This window comes from Lunatimonas lonarensis (assembly GCF_000390185.1).
Classification (GTDB): Bacteria; Bacteroidota; Bacteroidia; order Cytophagales; family Cyclobacteriaceae; genus Lunatimonas; species Lunatimonas lonarensis.
This window is the reverse complement of sequence record NZ_AQHR01000085.1, coordinates 115,883-138,950: the sequence shown is the minus strand read 5'-3', so window position 1 is coordinate 138,950 and position 23,068 is coordinate 115,883. Positions and strand designations below refer to the sequence as shown.

The following is a 23,068-nucleotide window of genomic DNA, read 5'->3' as shown; positions in this document are numbered from 1 at the left end:
CATGGAGAAAGCAGAAGTAATTACCGTAAGCGACCTGTTTAAGTCATTTGGGGAGAACCATGTCCTCAGGGATTTTAACCTGAAAGTGTACGAAGGGGAAAACTTGGTGGTATTGGGAAAGTCCGGCTCTGGAAAATCTGTTCTTATTAAATGTATTATCAACCTGATTAGACCGGATTCCGGCAAAATCGTTGTACTCGGGAAAGATATGGGTTTGCTTGATCAGGATGAACTAGATCGATTGAGGGCAGATGTAGGGTTTTTGTTTCAGAGCAACGCCCTATACGACTCGATGACCGTCAGGCAAAATCTGCTCTTTCCATTACGAAGGCACTGGTCCCGTGTCGATCGGGATCAAAGAGCGGAGCAGGCCGTCCGTGAAGCGCTGGAGGATGTTGGATTGGCGCACACACTTCATATGATGCCGGCTGAGTTGTCGGGCGGCATGAAAAAGCGGGTGGCACTTGCTAGAACCCTCATTTTACGCCCAAAGGTGATACTCTATGACGAGCCTACTACCGGCTTGGATCCCATTACCTCACGGGAAATCAGTGAACTGATTGTCAAAGTACAGCAGAAATACAAGACCGCAGCAGTAATTATTTCCCATGATCTGAATTGCATCAGGCTGACCTCCAATCGGGTAGTGATGCTATTGGACGGGAGGTGCTATGCAGATGACACCTACGACAACTTAATACAATCAAAGGATCCAAGAATACGGAGTTTCTTCGATTAGCTTGGCGTGTTATCCTCCCACCACCTGAAGGAATAAATGGTGAGCTAGGTTGGGAGAATTTATGATGGGAAATAGGGGCTATCGGTTTTTATAGGATTATTAAATCTATTCAAATGAGTACAAATTATAAAATTGCAAACGCAAAATTAGGAGCATTGGTGATAGCGGGCCTCCTTTTTCTCGTTCTTACACTGTACATGATCGGCAAAAATCAAAATATTTTTGGTTCTTCGATCACAATCGTATCGGTAGTGGAGGATGTTTCCGGCTTGATGGCGGGGAATAATGTACGGTATAAGGGTATGAATATTGGCACGGTTCGGTCTGTTGAAATGGCGGACGATGGAAAAATCCATGTCAGGGCCTTTGTCAGGGAGCGGATGAAGCATTTCATCCAGATGAATTCGTATACGAGTATTTCGACCGATGGCCTTATGGGAAACAAGTTACTGTTGATTATGCCAGTAGAGGGAGAGGCCCGAACAATCGAGGAAGGTGACACACTGTATGCCCGACCGGGCACAGATATGGATAATTTGCTTGGAAAACTGGACGAGAGTAGTGACTACCTGGCCCATACGCTTTCCAATTTGGCCCTTGTAAGTGATAGACTTGCAGATAGCAATGCACTTTGGGAACTACTGGCGGATTCTGTTTTGACCAACGACCTGCGGGAATCGGTAGCCTCCTTTCGGGAGGTTGGACGCCAATCAAGGGAAATCGCCCGGGTGGGCAGGTCTTTTTTGCAAACACTGGAAGCTGGAGACGGATTGGTTAACCGGCTATTTACGGATACGGTAATGGTGGGCAATGTAGAGGAAACCTTGGGGCAGTTTCAGTTGGGCAGTGAACAGGCAGTACGTCTAATGGAAGATATCAGCGAAATTCTCCAAAAAGTAGAGGATGGAGAGGGTGCCGCCGGTATGTTCCTTACTGATAGTGCCGCCAGGCAAAGCCTTGCCAATACCCTGGTGAATATCGAATTGAGTACGGAAAATTTCAATCAAAATATGGAGGCTTTAAAGCATAATTTCCTCTTTAGACGGTATTTCAGACGCCAGGAACGTCGGAATCGATCGGATAATTGATTGGGTTTACCTTTTGCCTTTAGGCGACATAGGCTTGAAGCCTTCGTTCTAAAAACACCGACGGCTATTGGAGTTTGTCATAGGCGCATGTATCTTCGAGGAAAAAAAAGCAAACAGTATGAAAATAGAACATATGGCAATAAACGTGGCAGATCCAATGGCCATGGCGGACTGGTACGAGAAAAATTTGGGTTTGGTAGTTGTTAAAAAAATGGAGGAGCCTCCACATATGATTTTTCTCGCGGATGACAGTGGAAAGGTAATGATAGAAATCTATCGCAATACCAAAGCATCCAACCTCGATTTCCCATCCCTAGATCCGTTGCAGTTGCATTTGGCATTTGTTTCTGCTGATCCTGCAGCAGATGCGGACCGTCTTAGGGCAGCAGGTGCATCCGCAGTATCAGATGATACGCTTCCGGATGGAAGCCGCCTGATAATGCTCCGAGACCCTTGGGGATTGGCCTTGCAGTTGGTCAAACGTGCCAAGCATCTTTTACCTAATCCCTGATACCCTTTTAATCCGGGGAGAGGGAATGGGTATCTAAAAACCGTCCCGGTAAATGCCAACCATCAGCGCATCGATTATTTTGGCTACTTCGGAAGGATCGGCCTTTTTGACCAAATAGGCATGGGATGAGGGTAAGTTACTATCCCAGTGGTTGCTCCCATCCGGTGCCACGATGCAGCGTCCTCGATCGACAAGATCCCAGTAACCCTTGTTTGGCGACACCGCGTATAGTATGGATGCCTGATCCCAGCTTTGCCGTCCCGAAAAATCATTGTATAATTGATAGGAACGCCACACAGGACTGGATTCATCTAGGAAGGTTTTCAGAAAAAATCCGCCTGTGATAATTTCATTCCCGAGTTCCCAACCGGCAAAGACTACACGACCTTTCCAGTTCTCTATTGCATATACGGTGGAAGCAGGATCCGGCCTATAGAAATTTGCCTCCTTACCTTTTGGATACATGCCGCCCATACATGACCAGAGTTTGATCTTTTTATGGGCGAGATCGGCCCCCGAGAGGGAACTGAGGCTATCCGGAGAGGATCGGAGCAACGCGGCAAAATTGGTTAGGTGCCCGATGGTAATCACGATTACACTGCTGTCAGGAGATTCCGAGAGAAGTTTCCTATAAAGCCAAACGGCATGGTCGGCATCTTCATAGTCTTTGATCCGGCTTGGAAACTCCTCAGCAATAGCTTGGGTATATCTTGAGATGGGTGTCAGTTGGATGCCTTTTTCTACACCTATGGGGATTTTCGGTCTGCCGAAATATTGGTTTAGCGCGTCGGTGCAAGCAGGTGCGTATGGATCATCACTGGTAACGATCACCCCCAACAGGTCAATCCTTCCATGGTCGGCCAACGTATGAAGCATCGCCAATGCACCCACATCGTCTACATCAGAGTCCATATCGGTATCCAATATCACGCGGGATTGTTGGGCGAGAAGAGGGTAGCATACGAACAACATCCCTAAGAAGAAGCAGTACTGCACTGAAAACCGCGGGGTACCTACCATTCCGAAATTAGTTAAGTCGGTCCATGACTAAAATGAGCTTGTCCTTTCGAGGACTGAGCGCCATCCTCGTTATCCCTCCATACCCCGGCACGGATACCACCGCAAACTTATACCAACCTTCTTTACGTCTGACATGACGTATAAAAAGCTCTTTGCCTCGGGCCATAATCACCCGATTTTTGTCCAACCACAAAAAATCCTCTGATCCGGGAAGGGTAGACCCTAGGTTTTCGATGGTCCGGGATTTTGTGTCATAGACTTTTAGTGTATATGAAATTCCTTCGGCGGTGGATGAAGCCTGGCTGTAGTCGATAAATCCAATCCCCTTTTTCCCCGGTCTAGCCTGTACACATCTGCCCACATCAAAAGCAATTGGTTGAATGTCCGACTTACTGTACGGGAAAATTAGTTTGTTTTTTTCTTCGCCTACCACCGAAAGTGCAGCAGTCTCGCCCGACCAGCCATAATAGCCAACTGGACTGATGTTGTCATACAAAAGCGCTGGTTCACCAAAATTTATCGGATAAAGCCAAAGTCGTTGCTTTCCGTCCTGTTCTACCCGGATGGCCGAAATATAGGTTCCACACGAAGTAAGGGCAGGCGAATACTCGCTTACCTCATTGGTCCGGGTCATATTGGTGAACTTTTTGGTGTCAAAGCTATACAAGATGATATCGCTGCTGCCGTTTTTTGCCCTTGATGTAAAGGCGATTTGTTTGTTGTTGATGAAATAGGGCTGGTTGTCATAGCCATCGCGGTTGGTTATCTGCTGGGCACTGCCGGCCACTACTTGAAGCCCCATGCCGGAAGGTTTGGTTTCCAGCAAAATCAAGTCGAACGCTTCTTGGGCTCGCAGCGAGTGGACGCTTCCATGAAGCAGCAGTGCCAGAAGAATAAAAAGGAGTATCTGGATCGGTTTTCCGGAAAACGTGGAAATTGAATGGTTGGATACGTTAGAGGTGTACTTTCGCAGAAACATTTGTTCCGAGTTCTAATTTTTGAACTAAAGTACAAAATAGAAGTTGAAATCAGGTGAATAAGCTGCATTTATACTCTGACCAAACGCTTAAGCTTCTGAGAGCGAAGCAGGATCCATTGGCTGACCGTGCCGTTTCGGTACTTTTAAGTGACCCTAACTGGGCTGGGGAGATAAATCAATGGAAGGTTTTGCCTGGGTCGTTACCACCTGGAATGCCGGTCGCCCTGGCTGATTTTTTTGAATTCTACTACCACAGCTTGGGAAATCCTGAACCGGAAAAAATGCTTCGTGCCCGGTATTTTTTTGAGAAAAAAGCCAAGGTATACTTGAGTTTGTTGGGTTTTTATGCTTTGCCGTATACCTATGCGTTTGCCGATGGGGCACAGGTGCTGGTACGTTCGAAGCGGATAGTGGAGGATACCGGTCGGCGGCTGGATGAAACATTTTATTTTGTTTTAGAGGCTTTTCGGCCTGCTGCCTTTTTAGAACAGAACGAAACCCTGTTGACCGCGGCAAAGGTTCGTCTCATTCATGCGTTTTCCAGATACTTTGTACAAAAACACGCAAAGGACTGGGATCCCGCATGGGGTCTGCCCATCAATCAGGAAGACCTTTTGGGGACGAATTTGGCCTTTAGCTTGATAGTCTTGAGGGGTTTTTCAAAGCTTGGCTTGGCACCTTGTTCCGAAGATGTAGAGGCGATCCTTTATTATTGGAAGTACATTGGGATGGCCAATGGAGTTGATACCCGGTATTGGCCGGACAATGCGAAGCAAGCTTACTGGCTGGAAAAGCGGATAAGGGAACGGCATGTACGGCCAAGCGAGGCAGGTAGACTGCTTACCAGGAAATTGTTGGCTTTCTATCAGCACAGCTTACCAAACAGATTGCCGAGGCAGGTAATCGATGGTATAGTGGCGTACTTTTTGGGTCCGCAACTGTCCGATGCGGTAGGCATCTCAAGTAGGGTGCCAATTCCGGATCTTGTTTATGGATTTATCTTTAATTCCAATTTTTTTGGTCCCTCGGGGGATTTAGATACCTATGCTGGTATGCGTAGGTTTTTTGATGCACAAACAACGAAGAAGTATGGGCAACCCCTTGGCCTCACGATTCCGGAGCTTCGGATGGGTTAGATGTTTTTGTCCGATTTCGATCAATAACTGTCCGTTTTTTTCTGCCTTTTGTCTCTTGGGCGTTGTTTCTGCCTTATTTTGACGTATTTTACATTTGGCATTTAATTGGTGTTTGATCCTTCAAAATCCGGTTATGCGAGTTCCTTATGACCTATATATCTGGCCTCTTGCGTTAGTGGCAGTTGCATGTATTCCATTGGATGCGGAGGTGCATGCGAGTCTTTGCCCCGTCGATAGACTGGGGTTGGACTGGTGTCCCGGCTGTGGCCTTGGCAGGTCTATGAAGTACCTTCTGGTGGGTGATTGGAGACGAAGCTGGGAAATGCATCCCCTGGGAGGATTTGCGGTATTGGTAATTGGACTTCGGATAGCTGAAATAATCAAACTTCTAACAACACAAAATAGAGAAAATGGCAAACGTACTCAGATACCTTCCTGAATTGGAAGGAATGGAATTGGGATACATTCAGGGTATTCTAAAAAACATGAACGACGCGGAGGCGACGCTGTTCGCACAGGTATACAGGGCGAGAAGAAAAGACAGCCAAATGGTTTTGATTCTTACCCTACTGGGTTTTTTTGGTTTTGCGGGTCTCCACCGGTTTATTCTTGGTCAGATAGGTCTTGGGATACTGTACTTGCTTACCCTGGGGCTGTGCTTTATTGGTACCATCGTTGATTTGGTAAATTACAAGAGTTTGGCCTACGAATACAATATAAAAGTGGCCCACGAGACGCTCTCTCTTATGGCCAATGGCTTTGATCTGGATCTTAAAGGAAATGGTGATGCGTAGACTGATCCCGATTTTTGGCTTTGTGTTTACAGTTCTTACGCTGTATGCATGTGACTTCAGGCCGCTCCAGCTAATCACCGACGAAGAACATACCTTTGAAGGGGTCGAAGAGATCATCGTCAGGGGAGGGGCCCTGGAAGTAAGTTATGTAGGTGATGAAGGGGCCAAGTCCGTATCGGCAAGTGCCTATTTGGAATCTTCCCAACCAAACGCGGAGGGTATCAGCTTCCGCCGCAAAGGTAATCGATTGGAGGTATTCTTGCCGGGCAATGATAGCCCGTTGTCTTTTTGGACGGGTAGAACAAAGGGACATGTGCACTTGACGGGCCCCAAAACGATTCGTTTGGACCTGGAGGCTTCCTCAGGTGTCGTGGAAGTGACAAATGTATCTGGAGAAGAGTTGAAATTTGATGTAAGCTCGGGAAAGATGCTGCTTCAGGACTTGGATTGCACTACGTTAAAGATTTCCTGCTCCTCCGGAAAATTGGAGGCCGTGCGTGTCGCGGGAAATGTGGAAATGCGGGTTTCCTCAGGTATGGGCATTCTCAGGGAAGTGGCCGGAGATGTGTATTTTAAGGGTTCAAGTGGTAGTGTTCAAATCAAAGAGGTCGCTGGATTGGTAAGTGGGGCGATGACATCGGGCAAAGCAACGGTAGAAAGAGTACAGGAGTTGGGAGACCTAAGCATTTCCTCCGGGTATTTGCGGGTAGAAGATGGAGGGATTGGAAAGGACACACACCTCTCGGTATCCTCAGGCCTTATGAAAGTGAGGGCAAGCCAATCCTTATCTGAATTCAATTACGATTTTTCGGTGGGCAGTGGTTACTTAACTATTGGAAAAGAAAGCGGATCCAAGGACCTTCAAATTAACAATCAGGCTGAACATACCATCAAGGGCAGCGTACAGTCGGGCAAGCTGGAGTTGCTTGGCCGGTGATTGTTTTGCTTGCCTTTAGAGCTGATAAGAATGCCTATCTAGGAGGGAGTGAGGTTTTTGATCTTAACCGAGGCGGCAGGCCGACTTCAGGGTCATAGTCGATCATCACTTGATAGAGCCGATTGCGCGAAAACTTGATTTTGTTCCGGATCCCAACGATCAGGCCTGCATAAATTACCATGCCGCCCACTACCGCGGCTGCCTGCAATTTATCTGTTGGATCACTTCCTCCCGAAAGGCCGGTACCGATTGCGGATCCTGCCATGACCAATGGCAAAAGCACCATGGTTCCACCTGCCGCAGTAAGGGCGATGTTGCCTTCACGCCGCCGTAAAAAGAAAAGCTCGGTAAGTGCCACCAGGCTATCCCGGTCATTGGCAATCTGAAGGAATTCTGTTTTTGTGCGGGGCATCACACCGGGTGCCTGCCCGAATAGGGATTCGGATAGGATGGCAAATACGAAAAATGCCATAAGTAATTTGTATTTCAGGAGATAACGCATACCCTAACTTATCCAAAATTCAGGAAACTATGCTTCCTTTATTTTATCCAAAATCAGCAGGCATCGCCTAAATTCTTGCTTGGTAAGTGTAAAGTTGAAAATACCTGCCTGCCAAGGCAAGCAATTCATCGTGCCGTCCTCTTTCCACGATTCGCCCTTGCTCTATTACGAGGATCTGATCTGCCTGTCGGATGGTACTTAGTCGGTGGGCAATCACAAAGGTGGTTCTTCCCCGCATGAGTTCTTTTAGGCTCGCCTGTATATATTGTTCGCTTTCAGCATCCAGGTTGCTTGTCGCCTCGTCGAGGATCAGGATCTTGGGGTCTGCCAATATAGCCCGGGCGATGGCGATCCGTTGGCGTTGTCCTCCGGAAAGCTTTACCCCTCTTTCCCCGATCAGGGTGTCGAGTCCTTGCTCAAAGCGTTCGGTAAACTCATTTACATAGGCAGCATTGACCGCTTGGTGAAGCAGTTCATCTCCGGCATCCGGTCTTGGAAAAAGGATGTTTTGCCGTATGGTGCCCTCAAATAAGAAATCGTCCTGCAAAACAACCCCTAGCTGGCTCCGATAGCTCTCCAGTTTAACTTGTCGCAAATCCAGACCATCCACGGTAATCTCACCGGAAGTAGGGTTCAGAAAAGAGGCTACCAATCCGGAGATCGTGGTTTTTCCGGATCCGGAGCTCCCTACCAACGCGGTTACCGTGCCAGCAGGTGCATGAAAACTGACCTCTTTGACCACGGGTTGATCTGCCTCGTAGGCAAAGGATACCCTATCAAAGCGAATATCCCCCTTGATACCGCCGATATCTATCGTTCTTACTGAATCCGCCGTCTCAAGGGGTTGATTCATTAGCTCCTCGGTTCTATCAAGTCCCGCAAAGGCCTCTGTGAGTTGGCTACCAATGTTGCTCATCTGCAAGATGGGTGCAATCATGAATCCCAATAACAGGGTAAATGCGAGGAAATCACCAAAGGTAAGGGTTTCGGTCATGATCATATAGCCTCCTATACCCATAATCCCGGCAGAGGCCAGTCCCAAAAGGAGCGTGGCCGCGCTCGTGACAAAACTGGTGGTGGTGAGGCTACTTTTTACGTTTAAGAAAAGGCGGTTTACCCCTTCTTCAAAAATTGAGATTTCCTGATTTTCGGCGTTAAAGCCCTTAATCACCCGAATGCCACCCAGTGTTTCGGTAAGCCGACCGGTTACCTCCGCGTTGAGTTTTCCACGTTCTCGGAAGATCGGCCTGATTTTTCCGAATGCTTTCATCGAAATCAAGCCAAATATGCCAACCGGAACCAGCACGAAGGCTGTGAGTGTGGGGCTAATGGAAATTAGCAAAACCAAACAGATAAGCGAAGTCAACACGCCTCCGACCATTTGCGCCAGTCCGGTACCTACCAGATTGCGTACACCCTCTACATCGGTCATTACCCTAGAGACCAATTCACCTGTTTTGGCGGTGTCATAAAATCGGATCGGGAGCCTGATAATATGGGCCTGCACTTGAGCGCGCAGTTTGGAGATTAGATGCTGGGCCTCCACGCTCAGTATTTGGGTAAGTGCGTAGGAGCTGACGGACTGTATGACAACAGCACCCGCTACTGCTGCGATCAGCCATTGCAACAGTTCAAAGTTTGAAGAAGGAATAACGTCGTCCATCAAGTACTTGGACGCCCACGGCAATACCAAGCCGGAGAGTCTACTGACAACGATCAAGCCCAAGCCTATAAAAACCTGCCTCCGTCGTGGCCAGACAATTGTTTTGAAGACCTTGGAGATGGTAATTCGGTCCGGAAGTTTTTTCTTGGCCATGGGTTATGCAGGATTCTTTTAGACCTCAGGTAAATGCCAAAACCTGCGCTTTGGTTCCTTATGCCTCCGTTTTTTTTGCTATCTTCCATTACCGGCGGTTGGTTCACCCTTAGACAGTTTAAACACACACAGCCAAAAAGAAGCGGCGGCTAAAAGCCCGCCGCTGCATCCATTCCTCTTGGATCTGCCCCCGCTTCCCATCTGCCGTCTGGCAGCCGGAGAATTGCGTCCACTCTTCCTATGCTGCTTCGCTCGGACAACTCATGTCCTTTCGCTTCTAGGATTTCCTGGATATTTCCAGTCAGCGCACCTTTTTCGTAAGAGATTACTTCCGGTTGCCACTGACTATGAAAGCGCTTTTCGTTCACAGCCTCCTGCATCCCCATGCCAAATTCGATGACATTTACAATGGTTTGAAATACGGATGTAGGGATGGTCGAACCTCCGGGAGTGCCCACTACCATGTAGAGGTCACCGTCTTTTTCAAGGATAGTGGGCGTCATGGAGCTTAACATACGTTTGCCAGGTTCCACTTTGTTGGCTTCACCTCCCAAAACGCCAAACATGTTTGGATGCCCGGGCTTGATGGAAAAATCATCCATTTCATTGTTCAAAACAAAACCAGCCCCTGATACCACCACCGAAGAGCCCATTCCACCATTTAACGTAGTTGTGCAGGCCACTGCATTGCCCATGGGGTCTACCACCGAAAAATGGGTGGTTTCTTCACTCATGCTCAATAGGTTTCCTTCCTGAACTTCGGCGGAGGGGGTAGCCCTTTCGGGATTAAAGGAAAGAAAACGTTCTTTCAGGTATTCTTCATTCAACAAGTCTTCAATAGGCACTGGGTAGTAATCCGAATCGGCCATATAGGCGGCTCTATCTGCGTAGACACGCCGCTCCATCTCCGTTTTCAGATGCAGGTAGTCGGCATAACGATCTCCTTTGTTGGAAACATCAAAATTCTTCATCGTGCCCAACATCTGAAGGATGATCAGCCCCCCGCTGCTGGGTGGGCCCATCGTAATGATCTTATGCCCTTTGTATTCTCCTATCAGTGGCTGCCGCCAGGTGCTTTCATAGCTGGCAAGATCCTCGTGGCTGATGATTCCACCGCCCCGTTGCATTTCCTCAACGATGTAATCCGCTACCGGTCCGGCATAAAAGCCTTCGCGTTGGTGATCGCGTATCTGTGTTAGCGTTTCGGCAAGTTCGGATTGAACGAGGGTATCGCCTGCCTCCCAACTTTTGCCGGTGAACTGAACCGGATCGACCGTTGAATAGCGTTGGAATAATTCCGTGGCTCGATTAAACTTATTGGCCTCGTCCTCTGTGAGAACAAACCCTTTGGCCGCTAACTCGATGGAAGGCTGAACGAGGTCTTCCCAGGCTAGACTGCCAAACTTCTGAAAGGCTTTTACCATCCCATCTACGGCACCAGGAACACCGGAGGCCAAATGACCTTTCAGGCTTAGGCGGTCGATCACCTCTCCGTTTTCATCGAGATACATATCCGGGTGGGAATTTAAGGGGCCTCTTTCCCTAAAGTCCAAGCTGTGGTACGACGCATCGTTTTGGCGAATCACAAAAAAGCCACCACCGCCAATGTTTCCGGCTTCTGGGTATACGACAGCTAAGGCAAAATGAACGGCTATGGCGGCATCCACCGCATTGCCACCTTTTTCCAAGATGGATTTGCCCACTTCAGACGCCAGTGGGTGGGCAGATACGACCATGGCTTTTTCTGAGATAAGACCTCTTATGCCTTGATCTTCTTGGGTAGAACAGGATGACCACAACAAGGTGGCCAACATCAACGTGAACGTTTGTACGGTTAGAGTCGCTTTCATAGGTATTGTGTTAGTGGTTTAAATTCTGTTACTCGTTGGAAATCTCTCTTAAAAAGTCTCCGATTTCCGCCTCCAATTCAGCAATTTTATCAAGGAATGGAGGATATAAATCTTCGAATTTCTCGGGAATATTTCGTTCTACCTGTTCCAGTTCGTCGCGTAAATACGTAGACCCCAGGTAAAGCATGGTTGGTTTTGATTTGTGGCAGGTTTTACGTAGCCGTTCGTAGTCTCCCGAATCGTAGATTGATTTTAAGTTCTTTAATTCTCGTATGTTCGTCGCCAAAATTAAGCCCAGCATTTCGGATACCATTTCCTCCTCTTCGAAAAAATGAAAAATCTTCTCTCTATCTAGGTACTTAAACATGGCGATTTGGTTTCTTCGGAGCAAGACTGCCTTGTCATATAGGATAAAAGGCCTCCCGTGTTCTAAGTGGTAAAATTAAGTAAGTTTGTTCTTAAAAAAATCGATTGGTTCAAAAAATGCGGTGGTTCTGCCAAATGCTTCTGCGGAATGAACTTTTTTATGAAGGTAGGGTTTAAGACGGAAGGGCAGCTAGTAGCATAGTCAAGGCAATGAATAAAAATAAATTGATATTTCTTCTGTTGGGTGTTATCTTCTTGGTAATAATATTAATTGTGAGTTGGGATATCGCTTCGAGAACTACTTTCCCCGGTTCAAAAGGCAACCTTAAGGAACGGATGGCGCCGTCCGATGCGGCAGGCTCGGAAGCTGACTAGCATTTTTATTTTTCTGGCTCCCATGATTCCGTTAACTTCGCACGTAAAAGTGGGGAATCCTGTCAAAATTACTGCCTGTGCATCGAATAAAAGTTAATCATCTTCTTCGGGCCTTGGATACAAAGGGACAAGAATATGTGCCTGATTGTAGGATCGAAGTATCCGGTTCTATTTGGGATACCACGTCTGAAAGTCTCTTGGAGGCGGGTTACCGTTCAATCGGAGGGCTGGGCAATCCCCCAAAGCTTCGGCAGCTGCGCCTAGATTTCCAAATCGACCGCTGTCTTTTTGTGTTTGACGATGAGGTACATTTCAACCGCTATCGATTGGAAACCTTACAGACGGGGCTTTATGGTGCTTTTTATTTTCCCTGGCAAGGAAGCTATGTGCGATTGTGCCGGCAGTTTGAAAGACAATGCTTGCAGGCGGGCATGCAGGAACGTGTTTGGTATGGGCCTCCGTTGGCTGCGCAATGTTTTGGCAATGCCGAGCCGCCTGGAGATCTCTCTGGCAACGGGTCATCGGGCTGGAAACTTAATGCGTATAACGATCTTCAGTACGACCTTATTTCCCGCCTTCAGGGATACAAGTTGATCCGAATCTCTGGCTATGAAACCCTGTTAATAAGCGGTAGCTTAAAGAAGGTTGATCAGTTATTGTTAAGACCAGACGAAAAGACCCGTATGCTTATTGCCAACTGGCTGGTAAGAAAAACAGCGTAAAAATCTTTCTACCTAAATAGCCCATAAAGCTCCCGATCAATACCCTCTACGATATAGGCAAAATCTTCCTGTCTGCCCACAAAGTCCAGTTTTGACACATCGACAACGAGTAATTTGCTCTTGCCGTAATCGGAAATCCACTTTTCGTATTGTTGGTTTAGACTCTTTAGATAGTCTATCCGTATGCTCCTTTCAAATTCACGTCCTCTTTTTTCAATCTGTGCAACGAGGGTGCCCATATCTGCCCGAAGGTAGATCAACAAATCAGGCGGGGTAATGTACTCGATCATGGAATCATAAAGCGATCGGTAATTTTGATAGTCCCTATTGGTTAAGATACCGTTTTGGTGAAGGTTTGCGGCAAAAATATGGGCATCCTCATAAATGGTCCGATCCTGTACGGTACTTCCGGCGTCCTGCATGATGCGGGTCATCTGCCGAAAGCGGCTATGAAGGAAGAATACCTGAAGATGAAAAGCCCAGGTAGGCATATCTTGGTAAAAATCTGCCAAGTAGGGATTGTTTTCCACCGGCTCAAACTCCGCTTTCCAGCCATAATGTCTAGAAAGTCTAGTGGTAAGGGTGGTCTTTCCGCACCCAATGTTTCCGGCTACTGCTATATGCATCGAATTTTCTAAGATTTAAATCGTGAGGAAACTTCAAAATCTTTGTACCCTCTTTGGTAGGTGTAGAAGCCCTCTCCTGATTTGACTCCCTTCATCCCAGCTTCCACCATATTGACAAGTAATGGGCAGGGGGCATATTTGGGATGGCCAAATCCCTGCTGCAAGACCCTAAGAATGGATAGGCATACATCCAGTCCAATGAAATCGGCCAGTTGGAGCGGTCCCATGGGGTGCGCCATGCCGGTCCTCATCACGGTATCTATTTCTTCCACTCCTGCCACGCCTTCGTACAACGCATAAACTGCTTCATTGATCATTGGCATCAAAATACGGTTTGCGATGAAGCCGGGATAGTCATTTACCTCCACGGGGTCTTTTCCCAACTGTCTGCTTAGCTGCATGACGGCAGAACAAACTTCATCCGAAGTACTGTAGCCCCTAATGACTTCTACGAGCTTCATCACGGGTACCGGATTCATAAAGTGCATGCCTATCACCTGCTCGGGACGCTTTGTACAGGAGGCCAGTGCGGTGATCGATAGGGAGGATGTGTTGGTGGCCAAAATAGCCGAAGGAGGGCAGAGTCTGTCCAGCTCCCGAAAAAGGTCCCGCTTGATGGCGAAATCCTCAGAAGCAGCCTCAACAACCAGTTCCGCAACGCGTGTGCCATTTTCCAAGTGGGTAGATGTGTTAATTCTGGCCAGTATCCCCGGTTTTTCCTCTACTGAAATGATCCCTTTTCTGACCTGTCTATCCAAGTTCAGTGCGATGGACTGAACCGCCTTTTCCAACCTTTCGGCGGATAAGTCAACCAACACCACTTCAAACCCTTGCTGGGCAAAGACATGCGCGATACCATTTCCCATCGTGCCTGCACCAATGACTGCAATGTGTTGCATCTCCTTTTTCCTTTCTTTTGGTAAAATTAACGTATTTGCTTTGAGGCTGTGACCTAGGTTAGCCAACTTGGTTAAACGCGTGTTGTGGTTGGTTTGATACAGATTTTGAATTGATATTCTTACGAAGTTACAGGGTTTAGCTGGAATTTGCCTAAGAGGGCGGCAGAAGTCAGCTTTATAGTGGTAAATCAACGGGGCTGAGTTGTTAACAAATTTTTAGAATTTCTTCCATCTAGGCACCTACTTGTATTGCATTCTTTGATATATTTAGCAAATCAACAAAGAAATTATTGATTCCCTACGAAAATGAAGAGGGGTTAGTCGATATTGTTTCGGTTTAAAGCATTCACCAACCACCACTCGTCTACCTGTACCTATGAGTCAACAAGCACCAACTAATGAGCAACTTAAGAAAACGCTGGGCCCTTTCATGTTATGGGGTTTAGGTGTAGGCTATGTTATTTCTGGTAATTATTTTGGATGGAATCTGGGTCTTGCAGAGGGAGGTACCTGGGGCCTTGCCATAGCTGTCGCTTTCATCATCTTGATGTACATCACCTTTACTTTTAGCTATACCGAAATGGCCTGTGCGATTCCAAGGGCAGGAGGGGCTTTTGCCTATGCGGAAAGGGGCTTGGGGAGACACCTGGGCTTTTTAACCGGTATGGCGCAGAATATTGAGTTTATTTTTGCGCCACCTGCCATCGCTTCGGGCATCGGTGCTTACTTCTCCATCTTTTTCCCCCAATTGGATGTGATTTGGATCGGGATTTTTGCCTATTTCATCTTTACGGCATTGAATATTTCAGGCCTGCAAGTTGCCGCTTCCTTTGAACTATTCATCACCATTGTCGCGGTGGGTGGTTTGATTCTTTTTGCTGCGGTTGCCTTACCAGAGGTAGAGATCAGTAATCTTAGCCAAAATGCACTTCCCAACGGTGCAATGGGCATTGTCGCTGCCATTCCCTTCGCCATTTGGTTTTTTCTGGCGATAGAAGGAGTGGCCAACGTAGCCGAAGAGACGATCAATCCTCAAAAGAACATCCTGATTGGGTTTGGAACGGCATTGCTTACGTTGATCGTGCTGTGTGTGCTGACCTTTACCGCCGCCGCTGGGGTGGCGGGATGGGAGGCGGTTGTCTATCCGGAGGGGAGTGCCGAGCCTTCCGATTCGCCGCTTCCAATGGCCATGGCATTGATCGTGGGCAGCGAGCATTCCCTCTATCAATTGCTTACCTTTATAGCGTTGTTTGGTTTGGTCGCGTCGTTTAATGGGATCATCCTGGCCGCCGGCCGTTCTACCTTCGAGTTTGGTAGGGTAGGGTATGCGCCCAAGTCTTTTGGTAAAGTCAGCAGTAGGTTCAAAACACCTGCCAATGCCTTGATATTCAATATGCTGGTAGGGATCATCGCCCTTCTCACCGGAAAGACCGGCGAGATTATTACCATAGCCGTTTTTGGTGCGTTGGTATTGTATATTCTGTCCATGGTCTCTTTCTTTGCGCTGCGCAAAAAGGAACCTGATATGGAAAGACCCTTTAAAGTGCCCATGTACCCGCTATTTCCCGCCACTGCATTGGTCATTGCCGTGATTTCTTTGATAGCCATGATCATCTATAATTTCGCGTTGGCCGTGATATTTTTTGCCATGCTGATAGGAGCTTACCTATTCTTCCGAGTATTTATTTACAAAAACCTGGATAATCAATAGACCCATGCGAAAGAGTAAAGAAGAAATCAAAGCTTACCTACAGGACAACGACATAGCGAAAGTTAAGCTTGCCATCGTTGACATAGACGGGGTATTGCGGGGAAAGATCGTTTCTGCCGATAAGTTTAACTCCATACTGGATGGAGGGATGGGTTTTTGTGCGGTGGTCTTCGGCTGGGATATGGATGACAAATCCTATGACAACGTACAGGTAACGGGATGGCATAACGGGTACCCGGATTTCGATGCACTTGTGGATGTCAATACAATGCGCAGCAGTCGTTGGGAGGACAATATACCCTTTTTTTTGGCGGATTTCAGTGATTCAGAGGGGAAGGGGCTCGATGTTTGTCCCCGGACACTCCTTAAGCGTGTACGTTTGCAGGCAATGCAGGAGGGGTTTTTGCCTCTTTTTTCTGAGGAGTTTGAATGGTTCAATTTCGAAACCACTCCCGAAGGGTATTACAGTGGAGAGCCCGGAAAAACCAAGCCCATGACTCCGGGGATGTTTGGATACTCGATTCTGAAATCGTCGCAAAAATCGGCTTTCTTTCACGATCTGTTCGATTCCTGTACAGGTTTTGGAATCCCTTTGGAAGGCTTGCACACGGAAACCGGCCCGGGGGTTTACGAAGCTGCCATCCAGTACGGCGATGTACTCGAAGCGGCGGATAGAGCTGCCTTGTTCAAGACTACCGTTAAGGAGACGGCATACCGACATGGTATCATGGCGACATTTATGGCCAAATGGTCGGAAAAGCTTCCCGGAAATGGGGGCCATATCCACCAAAGCCTTTGGGACGCCGACGGGAAAAACAACCTTTTTTACAGTTCTTCGGATGATTACCACATGAGTGATCTCATGAAGCATTATGTAGCAGGTCAGCTGTATTGCCTGCCGCACCTGCTTCCCATGGTGGCTCCCACGATAAATAGCTTCAAGCGCTTGGTGGAGGGTGCCTGGGCTCCCACCACGTTGACCTGGGCCTTTGATAATAGGACTACGGCACTACGGGTGCTCTCCAGAAGTAAGTCATCTACGCGCTTGGAAACCAGGGTAGTGGGATCCGATGTGAATCCGTACCTCGCCATGTCGGCCTGTCTTGCTGCCGGTCTCTATGGTATTCGAAACCGACTCCCTCTCCATCAGCCCGCAACACTGGGCAATGGGTACAGGGACTTTAGTAACGGAACCATTCCCGCTTCTCTTGGGGAAGCCACCGCATCCATGAAGGCATCACCCGTTGCCAGGGAGCTCTTTGGGGATGTGTTTGTAGACCATTTTTGTGCCACGCGGGAATGGGAATGCAGGGAATTCGCCGCGACGGTCACCGACTGGGAGCGTAGACGGTATTTTGAGATCATATAGAAGATACCTCGGGGGGGCAACCCCCATTGCATATCTCTGCTGCGTTAAGAGCGATAGGGCATGCCTTTAATGCATGGACTTGAATCCGGGTTCATAGATAATCCGCGCAAAAGAGCTTAACCCTCTATTTTCGCGGTTAAGTGGTACGCCGGTTACAATGCCTATCATTAGATTCTCCGAGAGCCCTACCCGCATTTGGGGACGTACAACGGATATTAGTTTACCGTGGATGATTTCCTTATTTACCTCTACACCTATGAAATTTCGGGTTCCTGAGATCATGTAGTGGAAGTTGGTGTGGATTTCGTACGCGTGTTCGGAGTGTCCGTTTCCAAATTCACGGGTGATGCGAGGGCCGGTATAGATCAGGGTATGGTAGTTCAGACCCCAGCGCTTGGCGGCAATGAAGAAGGGGTTAAAGATATTGCCTTTGTACAGGTTTTCCTCCCCGATCTTGTCAAGATCGGTAAACTCGAATTCATGTATATATCCCAACGCAAGGGTACTGCTGTACTTTTCCGATACCAGGAACGACCACTGGGCAGCAAGCTTGAGGCTTTCTATGCGGTTGGAAGGGGTGGTGTTCCGTGCGGAGGTACCGTAAAAGGTCAAAGGTACCTCTATTTCCAGTCCAAGCCGGTCTATCGGAGCCCATTCGTATTCGACCAGTGCCTCGTATTCATCGTAGTTTCGGTCAGCTTTCATTCCGAAACCATAGTTCCATTCCTTTTCCCCTTTTCGGGCACCCAAATCCCGGATTAGATCAATATAGAGGGGTTCGGCATGAAGCACCTTTGGCTTTTCACCCGGTACATTTTCGATTTCAAAAATAAAGGCACTATCCAAGTAGATGTTTTCCAATCGAATACTGTCTCTATCGGTGATGGTCTGTGCATGGATTACTAGCGGCATCAAAAGGCCGGCTAATACCAAGTACTTTTTCATGTGTCTATAATTGTTTTTCAAAGGTCACATGGAATCTCGCATGGCGGATAGTCATCCCAGTGTGTGCCGCTTGCGTCGTGCTCGATTTCATGTTATTACGATTTTTTTTCTTTATCAACACCTTTTCCCTCAGCCAGGCAAGCTATCTTCTACCATCTGTTTTCCAGTATATCCAAGTTGCCTTGTTAGCGTTCACAGTTGCTTCGTTTAATTCCTGCCCATCCATTCCCTCGAAGTGCGATTCCAAGTACGAGCTTGGTTTTCCGCTTTCGCTACGTCAATTCGCCTGCAAAGGTACTAAAAATAGGGGAGAAAGGGTAACTGGCTGACCGTTGTGCGAATTTATCTGATTATGGGATAATAAGCAGCAAATGTACTAGGTTTTAGGTGCGGTTTATTGCGGTTTGATGGGTTTTTGTTTTTGAATACCTTGCCTTTTATTTCCTTTTGAGTGCAATTGATTTTCTTTTTTGATCAAATTCAAAAAGGAAGGGTGAAATTTGGTAAATGAAACGAACCTACTAGCCTGCTTCCTCTGAGCAGAAGGGTAGGCCGGAAATGCAAATTGAGAACATGTGTTAGCTTTTGGGAGATATGGATAGTGAGCGAATTTTAAATGCGATTGGGGAATGCCATCGACTGATCAGTGACTCAAAAAACCTCAAACACTCCATTCAGGACGTTATTTCAAAGTTGGGGCAGGCTACGGAGGTCGACAGAGTTTATGTTTTTAAAAATTACCGGGACAAAAGTGGTGGTAGTTTCTTTTCGTACAAATTCGAGTGGGTAGCTGAAGGAGTCGAGCCCCAATTAGGCTTACCACTACTAGAGTATGTGCCATGGGATGCGTTTTCCAATATCGCTGAAGAATTGGCTAAAAATATGGTAATGAACCAACGGGTTGAAGATAACCAGAATGAATTATTTAGGGAAACCATGGAAGTGCAGGGGATACTCGCCTTCCTTTTCCTTCCGGTGTTTACAGGAGATCATTTTTGGGGGTTTATAGGCTTTGACAACTGCTCAACAAACGAACTCTTCAGTGATGAGCAAAAAACCGCATTGCATGCCCTTGCCAATACCTTGGGAGCAGTTATCCTCAATCGGAAACAGCGCAAGCGGATCTACTTGGAAAAACAAAAATATCAAACCATTGTAAATAATGTGGGTGAAGTTCTTTTTAAGCTGGATGACGAATTTAAAGTCACGTTTTTAAACAAATCATGGACTAGGATAACCGGATATTCGATTACCGACGGGGTTGGCAGGGTACTCTCTGAATTTATCTACCCGCCCATGGTCGATAAATTTTGGAATGACGTAAATCATCTTCTCGAATCATGGGATAAGACAGGTAATTTTGAAACCAAACTAATAACAAAAAATGGGGATAGTAAGTGGGTAAAGATTTCGCTCTTGGAAATGGAGGGAAATGCCGCTGAAAGAAAGTCCTACTCGGGTTTTATAATCGATATCGATAGGGAAAAGCAGGCAAGATACCTGAGTAAAGAAATTAGCTCGAGGTACGAGACTGTGCTTCGCAACGTGAGTGATGTGATCTACGCGTTGGATCGGAATGGAGCAACCATCTTCATCTCAGAAAATATACAAAACTTTGGATTTTCACCGGAGGCTTATTTAAGGACAGGCTTTTTGGATTCCATTATTCACCCAGGCGACCATGATACGGTTCAGCCAGTTATGGCCGGACTTATGGAATCCAACTATTTCAATATCAATTATCGGATCCTTAATTCTGATAAAAAAGTCTTTTGGGTAAATGATCGTCGTTGGGTCGAGTACTCTGAAATAGACGAGGAATACAAAATATATGGCCGTATTTCGGACATTAGCGATTTGAAAAACAAGGAGCTTGAGATTGAAAAGAACCGAAGTGATCTGTTTCGCCTTAATGAATTGCTACAGACGGTAAATGAAACGCAGGTCAATTTTTTGTTTGAAGAGGATTTCAAAGAATCACTCGATGAGTTGTTGGTAAAGATTTTGGCACTGACCGGAAGTAGGTTTGGGTTTATGGGTGAAATTTTGTTTGATGAACAAGAGAAGCCTTACCTTCGATCTCATACCATTACCAATATTGCCTGGTCAGAAGAGACCGAGGAATTTTATCAGAGACATTTCAAAGTAGGCATTGAATTCAGAAATTTGAATACCCTTTTTGGATACAGCATAGCGCATGGTGTCCCGGTCATTTCAAATGACCCATCCCATGACCCTAGGGGAGGAGGTATTCCAGAGGGGCATCCGCCACTAAGGGCATATTTGGGTATTCCGGTTTTCAAAAACAAAGAGCTATTGGGTTTGATTGGATTGGCGAACAAAGAGGGGGGGTACTCAGAGAGCGACATCGAATTCTTACGGCCCATTACAAATAGTTATGCAAATTTTGTAAAAGCCATCCGCATTTCGAGGTTGCGTAAGGCGGCGGAGGATGAGAGGGAGAAGACCAATCGTCTGTTCAAATTGCTTTCCGAATCAGCCAATGATATCATCGCCTTTCATGATCTAGACGGTACGTTTCGATTTGTTTCTCCTTCCGTTTTCAAGATTTTGGGGTATCAGCCCGAGGAATTGATAGGGAAGACACCCACAGACGTTTTTGGGGTAATGGACAGCCGCGCCTTTAAACGTAAGACCTCGGAGGTCCTTATTGCACCGCACAAACACCGGATTTCTGGGAAGTTGGTCTACCTGGAAATAAGTATAAATTATTTATCCGAGGCGGATGGGGCTCCAAAGTCTTACCTTGCGGTTTCCAGGGATGTGACCGAGCGGGAACTAATGTTGGAACGTCTTGTAAAGTCTTATGAAAAGGAGAAGGAGTTGAATATGTTAAAATCAAGGTTTATCTCCATGACTTCCCATGAGTTGAGGACTCCCATTTCCACTATATTAAGTTCCAATCAGATTCTGAAAAGTTACCTTTCCAAGCTGGAAGATTCGATATTGATGAATAAGTCATTAGGCCATGTTGAGAAAATCAACCGGCAGGTTAAACGACTTAATGGAACTATCGAGGATATTCTTATTTTGGAAAAAAATGCGCAGGGTAGCCTAAAAATAAAAATTGAACCCATTCAGATCAAGGCATTTCTGGAAGAATTGTGTGTTTCATTTTGTGAGGAGCATCCGGGTTTGCGAAAGCAAACGATGAGTTTCCCGTCAGATGATCGAACCGTCTATACAGATAAAAATTTATTGAGGCATGTCCTTTCCAATTTGATCGAAAATGCAGTCAAATATGGCAAGCCTGATGGCGAAGGGACAGAACTGCAACTTGAATTCAATAGTAAGGACATACAAATTTTGGTTAAGGATAGGGGAATAGGAATACCGGAAGCAGATCAGAAACATATATTTGGTTCATTTTACAGGGCAAAAAATGCCGATCTAATTCCGGGTACTGGACTAGGCTTACACATCGTACAGGAATTTACGAGTCGTTTGCGCGGTACCATTTCATTTGTAAGTAAGGAAAACGAAGGAACAACTTTTAAACTAACATTACCTTATGGCAGCGAAGATACTATTGGTGGAAGATGAGGCGGAGTTGAGAGAGAATTTGACCGAAATTTTAGAAATCAACGGATTTTATGTGGAGGCATTCGGGTCTGCAATCCTCGCATTGGATAGGCTAGATGAGAAGGGCTTTGATTTGATTATTTCCGATATTATGATGCCTACGATGGACGGGTATGAATTTTTGGAAAAAGTAAGGTCAAGGGCTGACTTTGCCAATTTACCGTTTGTTTTTCTCACTGCAAAAGTTTCAAAAGAGGATACCCGAAAGGGGATGCGGGGTGGAGCTGAGGATTACCTTACCAAACCTATTTTCGAGCAAGATTTGATAGACGCTGTTAAAGCCAACATAAAGAAGAGGCAAGATCGCTTGCAATGGTTGGAGACAAGTATTCAGGACATCGTGAGTTCAGAACGGAATGTCAAATACCATGAGTTAAGGACACCGCTTTTTGGTATACTTTCCACCCTAGATTATCTGTTGCAGGTAGAGCCGAGCGAGATAGGAAGCGAGAAAAGCATCGAGTTGTTGAAAATTGCTAGTGAATCGGCACAAAGGCTTAACAAGAGTTTGCTGAAACTTACGCTTTTTCAGGAGCTGCCTAACCTAAGAAAACCGAAAGGCTTTGTTCATTCCGTGGGGACATCTTTTATCGATGCTTCGGCTCAAATGCCATTTGCCCCTTCCTTGGTATTTCTAGGAATGGATCGGGGGCTTGAGATAAATGAGCAGCTTTGGGGATTTATCGTCCACGAACTTCTGGACAACGCAGGCAAATTTGGGGTGCCTGAATCGGAGATAATCATTCGTGTGGACGAATATTCGATTGTAGTAAAAAACAAGCAATCCTATTTAGGTACGAATTTTTTATGGGAAATCAGGCCTTTTACGCAAATTGAACGATCTGTCTTTGAACAACAGGGCTTAGGTTTAGGATTGTACATCAGTCAACAGTACATACAATATTCGGGGGGTAGTATCAAAGCCTACACAGACGATGTTGGAGATTTTACCGTTGAACTTCAATTCAGCCAGTTTGAAAATCAAATATGAAATAGAGCCTGCCAAGAGCGGACAGGCATCACATAAACAACAGACAGTTGAACACTTGTAATAACGTGTGACTGTCTGGTGGGCTTGGA

21 protein-coding genes are annotated in these 23,068 nt (G+C 46.5%); 12 read left to right on the top strand and 9 right to left on the bottom strand.

What is annotated here, in order from left to right; genetic code table 11:
* The first annotated feature begins 1 nt into the window (after position 1).
* From ADIS_RS13325 to ADIS_RS13315, 3 genes are all read left to right on the top strand, one after another.
* Positions 2 to 739: an ABC transporter ATP-binding protein gene (locus ADIS_RS13325; protein WP_010855073.1), complete on the top strand. Its 738-nt coding sequence runs from the start codon at positions 2 to 4 to the stop codon at positions 737 to 739.
* Between the two features lie 113 nt (positions 740 to 852).
* Complete coding sequence (locus tag ADIS_RS13320) at positions 853 to 1,827, top strand: MlaD family protein (RefSeq protein WP_010855072.1); 975 nt, start codon at positions 853 to 855, stop codon at positions 1,825 to 1,827.
* 118 nt (positions 1,828 to 1,945) lie between these two features.
* Entirely contained in the window at positions 1,946 to 2,338 is a 393-nt protein-coding gene (locus tag ADIS_RS13315; RefSeq protein ID WP_010855071.1) for a VOC family protein, read from the top strand.
* 33 nt (positions 2,339 to 2,371) lie between these two features.
* Here ADIS_RS13315 and ADIS_RS13310 read toward each other — a convergent pair whose 3' ends face one another.
* Positions 2,372 to 3,358: a nucleoside hydrolase gene (locus ADIS_RS13310; protein WP_155907445.1), complete on the bottom strand. Its 987-nt coding sequence runs from the start codon at positions 3,356 to 3,358 to the stop codon at positions 2,372 to 2,374.
* Positions 3,359 to 3,365: 7 nt separating this feature from the next.
* Positions 3,366 to 4,337, bottom strand: a complete 972-nt coding sequence (locus tag ADIS_RS13305) for a TolB family protein (RefSeq protein ID WP_238325432.1) — start codon at positions 4,335 to 4,337, stop codon at positions 3,366 to 3,368.
* 53 nt (positions 4,338 to 4,390) lie between these two features.
* Here ADIS_RS13305 and ADIS_RS13300 point away from each other — a divergent pair, with 53 nt between their 5' ends.
* The 4 genes from ADIS_RS13300 (at position 4,391) to ADIS_RS13285 (ending at position 7,204) form a co-directional block, all read left to right on the top strand.
* Positions 4,391 to 5,473, top strand: coding sequence for an oxygenase MpaB family protein (locus ADIS_RS13300; protein WP_035805964.1), 1,083 nt, complete (start codon positions 4,391 to 4,393; stop codon positions 5,471 to 5,473).
* Between the two features lie 133 nt (positions 5,474 to 5,606).
* Positions 5,607 to 5,912: a DUF2752 domain-containing protein gene (locus ADIS_RS13295; protein ID WP_035805961.1), complete on the top strand. Its 306-nt coding sequence runs from the start codon at positions 5,607 to 5,609 to the stop codon at positions 5,910 to 5,912.
* Positions 5,884 to 6,267: a TM2 domain-containing protein gene (locus tag ADIS_RS13290; RefSeq protein WP_010855066.1), complete on the top strand. Its 384-nt coding sequence runs from the start codon at positions 5,884 to 5,886 to the stop codon at positions 6,265 to 6,267. The genes ADIS_RS13295 and ADIS_RS13290 overlap by 29 nt, the downstream gene beginning before the upstream one ends.
* Positions 6,260 to 7,204: a DUF4097 family beta strand repeat-containing protein gene (locus ADIS_RS13285; protein ID WP_010855065.1), complete on the top strand. Its 945-nt coding sequence runs from the start codon at positions 6,260 to 6,262 to the stop codon at positions 7,202 to 7,204. Before ADIS_RS13290 ends, ADIS_RS13285 begins: the two co-directional genes overlap by 8 nt.
* Before the next feature lie 34 nt (positions 7,205 to 7,238).
* Here the strand turns inward: ADIS_RS13285 and ADIS_RS13280 are convergent, their stop codons facing one another.
* From ADIS_RS13280 to ADIS_RS13265, 4 genes are all read right to left on the bottom strand, one after another.
* A complete protein-coding gene (locus tag ADIS_RS13280) occupies positions 7,239 to 7,676 on the bottom strand; it encodes a hypothetical protein (protein WP_010855064.1) in 438 nt (145 codons plus the stop codon).
* A 97-nt stretch (positions 7,677 to 7,773) separates the two neighbouring features.
* Positions 7,774 to 9,522: an ABC transporter ATP-binding protein gene (locus tag ADIS_RS13275; protein ID WP_010855063.1), complete on the bottom strand. Its 1,749-nt coding sequence runs from the start codon at positions 9,520 to 9,522 to the stop codon at positions 7,774 to 7,776.
* Between the two features lie 149 nt (positions 9,523 to 9,671).
* Positions 9,672 to 11,372 carry a gamma-glutamyltransferase gene (ggt, locus tag ADIS_RS13270; protein WP_238325431.1) on the bottom strand — a complete coding sequence of 567 codons (1,701 nt, stop codon included), beginning with the start codon at positions 11,370 to 11,372 and terminating at the stop codon, positions 9,672 to 9,674.
* A 28-nt stretch (positions 11,373 to 11,400) separates the two neighbouring features.
* On the bottom strand, positions 11,401 to 11,739 hold the full coding sequence (locus ADIS_RS13265) for a hypothetical protein (RefSeq protein WP_010855060.1): 339 nt from the start codon (positions 11,737 to 11,739) through the stop codon (positions 11,401 to 11,403).
* A gap of 451 nt (positions 11,740 to 12,190) precedes the next feature.
* On the opposite strand from ADIS_RS13265, the gene ADIS_RS13260 reads away from it, so the two are divergent.
* Positions 12,191 to 12,835 carry a DUF7255 family protein gene (locus ADIS_RS13260; RefSeq protein WP_010855057.1) on the top strand — a complete coding sequence of 215 codons (645 nt, stop codon included), beginning with the start codon at positions 12,191 to 12,193 and terminating at the stop codon, positions 12,833 to 12,835.
* Between the two features lie 8 nt (positions 12,836 to 12,843).
* On the opposite strand, the gene ADIS_RS13255 is transcribed toward ADIS_RS13260, so the two are convergent.
* The gene (locus tag ADIS_RS13255; protein WP_010855056.1) at positions 12,844 to 13,461 is read right to left on the bottom strand and encodes a deoxynucleoside kinase; all 618 of its coding nucleotides are present in this window, start codon (positions 13,459 to 13,461) and stop codon (positions 12,844 to 12,846) included.
* Positions 13,462 to 13,469: 8 nt separating this feature from the next.
* Entirely contained in the window at positions 13,470 to 14,360 is an 891-nt protein-coding gene (locus tag ADIS_RS13250; RefSeq protein ID WP_035805958.1) for a 3-hydroxyacyl-CoA dehydrogenase family protein, read from the bottom strand.
* Positions 14,361 to 14,736: 376 nt separating this feature from the next.
* Here ADIS_RS13250 and eat point away from each other — a divergent pair, with 376 nt between their 5' ends.
* Positions 14,737 to 16,071, top strand: a complete 1,335-nt coding sequence (gene eat, locus ADIS_RS13245) for an ethanolamine permease (RefSeq protein ID WP_035805955.1) — start codon at positions 14,737 to 14,739, stop codon at positions 16,069 to 16,071.
* Positions 16,072 to 16,075: 4 nt separating this feature from the next.
* Positions 16,076 to 17,440, top strand: a complete 1,365-nt coding sequence (locus ADIS_RS13240; protein ID WP_010855053.1) for a glutamine synthetase family protein — start codon at positions 16,076 to 16,078, stop codon at positions 17,438 to 17,440.
* Between the two features lie 66 nt (positions 17,441 to 17,506).
* Here the strand turns inward: ADIS_RS13240 and ADIS_RS13235 are convergent, their stop codons facing one another.
* Positions 17,507 to 18,385, bottom strand: a complete 879-nt coding sequence (locus tag ADIS_RS13235; RefSeq protein WP_010855052.1) for an HAEPLYID family protein — start codon at positions 18,383 to 18,385, stop codon at positions 17,507 to 17,509.
* 594 nt (positions 18,386 to 18,979) lie between these two features.
* Between ADIS_RS13235 and ADIS_RS22365 the strand changes: the two genes are divergently transcribed.
* Positions 18,980 to 21,949: a PAS domain S-box protein gene (locus ADIS_RS22365; protein WP_051113316.1), complete on the top strand. Its 2,970-nt coding sequence runs from the start codon at positions 18,980 to 18,982 to the stop codon at positions 21,947 to 21,949.
* Positions 21,918 to 22,979 carry an ATP-binding response regulator gene (locus ADIS_RS13225; protein WP_010855050.1) on the top strand — a complete coding sequence of 354 codons (1,062 nt, stop codon included), beginning with the start codon at positions 21,918 to 21,920 and terminating at the stop codon, positions 22,977 to 22,979. The genes ADIS_RS22365 and ADIS_RS13225 overlap by 32 nt, the downstream gene beginning before the upstream one ends.
* The last annotated feature ends 89 nt before the right edge of the window (positions 22,980 to 23,068 follow it).

Bases quoted from the DNA above. Each gene is read 5' to 3' on its own strand.
- ADIS_RS13325 (WP_010855073.1), top strand. From the start codon at position 2: ATGGAGAAAGCAGAAGTAATTACCGTAAGCGACCTGTTTAAGTCATTT.
- ADIS_RS13320 (WP_010855072.1), top strand. From the start codon at position 853: ATGAGTACAAATTATAAAATTGCAAACGCAAAATTAGGAGCATTGGTG.
- ADIS_RS13315 (WP_010855071.1), top strand. From the start codon at position 1,946: ATGAAAATAGAACATATGGCAATAAACGTGGCAGATCCAATGGCCATG.
- ADIS_RS13310 (WP_155907445.1), bottom strand. From the start codon at position 3,358: ATGGTAGGTACCCCGCGGTTTTCAGTGCAGTACTGCTTCTTCTTAGGG.
- ADIS_RS13305 (WP_238325432.1), bottom strand. From the start codon at position 4,337: ATGTTTCTGCGAAAGTACACCTCTAACGTATCCAACCATTCAATTTCC.
- ADIS_RS13295 (WP_035805961.1), top strand. From the start codon at position 5,607: ATGCGAGTTCCTTATGACCTATATATCTGGCCTCTTGCGTTAGTGGCA.
- ADIS_RS13290 (WP_010855066.1), top strand. From the start codon at position 5,884: ATGGCAAACGTACTCAGATACCTTCCTGAATTGGAAGGAATGGAATTG.
- ADIS_RS13285 (WP_010855065.1), top strand. From the start codon at position 6,260: ATGCGTAGACTGATCCCGATTTTTGGCTTTGTGTTTACAGTTCTTACG.
- ADIS_RS13280 (WP_010855064.1), bottom strand. From the start codon at position 7,676: ATGGCATTTTTCGTATTTGCCATCCTATCCGAATCCCTATTCGGGCAG.
- ADIS_RS13275 (WP_010855063.1), bottom strand. From the start codon at position 9,522: ATGGCCAAGAAAAAACTTCCGGACCGAATTACCATCTCCAAGGTCTTC.
- ggt (WP_238325431.1), bottom strand. From the start codon at position 11,372: ATGAAAGCGACTCTAACCGTACAAACGTTCACGTTGATGTTGGCCACC.
- ADIS_RS13265 (WP_010855060.1), bottom strand. From the start codon at position 11,739: ATGTTTAAGTACCTAGATAGAGAGAAGATTTTTCATTTTTTCGAAGAG.
- ADIS_RS13255 (WP_010855056.1), bottom strand. From the start codon at position 13,461: ATGCATATAGCAGTAGCCGGAAACATTGGGTGCGGAAAGACCACCCTT.
- ADIS_RS13250 (WP_035805958.1), bottom strand. From the start codon at position 14,360: ATGCAACACATTGCAGTCATTGGTGCAGGCACGATGGGAAATGGTATC.
- eat (WP_035805955.1), top strand. From the start codon at position 14,737: ATGAGTCAACAAGCACCAACTAATGAGCAACTTAAGAAAACGCTGGGC.
- ADIS_RS13240 (WP_010855053.1), top strand. From the start codon at position 16,076: ATGCGAAAGAGTAAAGAAGAAATCAAAGCTTACCTACAGGACAACGAC.
- ADIS_RS13235 (WP_010855052.1), bottom strand. From the start codon at position 18,385: ATGAAAAAGTACTTGGTATTAGCCGGCCTTTTGATGCCGCTAGTAATC.
- ADIS_RS22365 (WP_051113316.1), top strand. From the start codon at position 18,980: ATGGATAGTGAGCGAATTTTAAATGCGATTGGGGAATGCCATCGACTG.
- ADIS_RS13225 (WP_010855050.1), top strand. From the start codon at position 21,918: ATGGCAGCGAAGATACTATTGGTGGAAGATGAGGCGGAGTTGAGAGAG.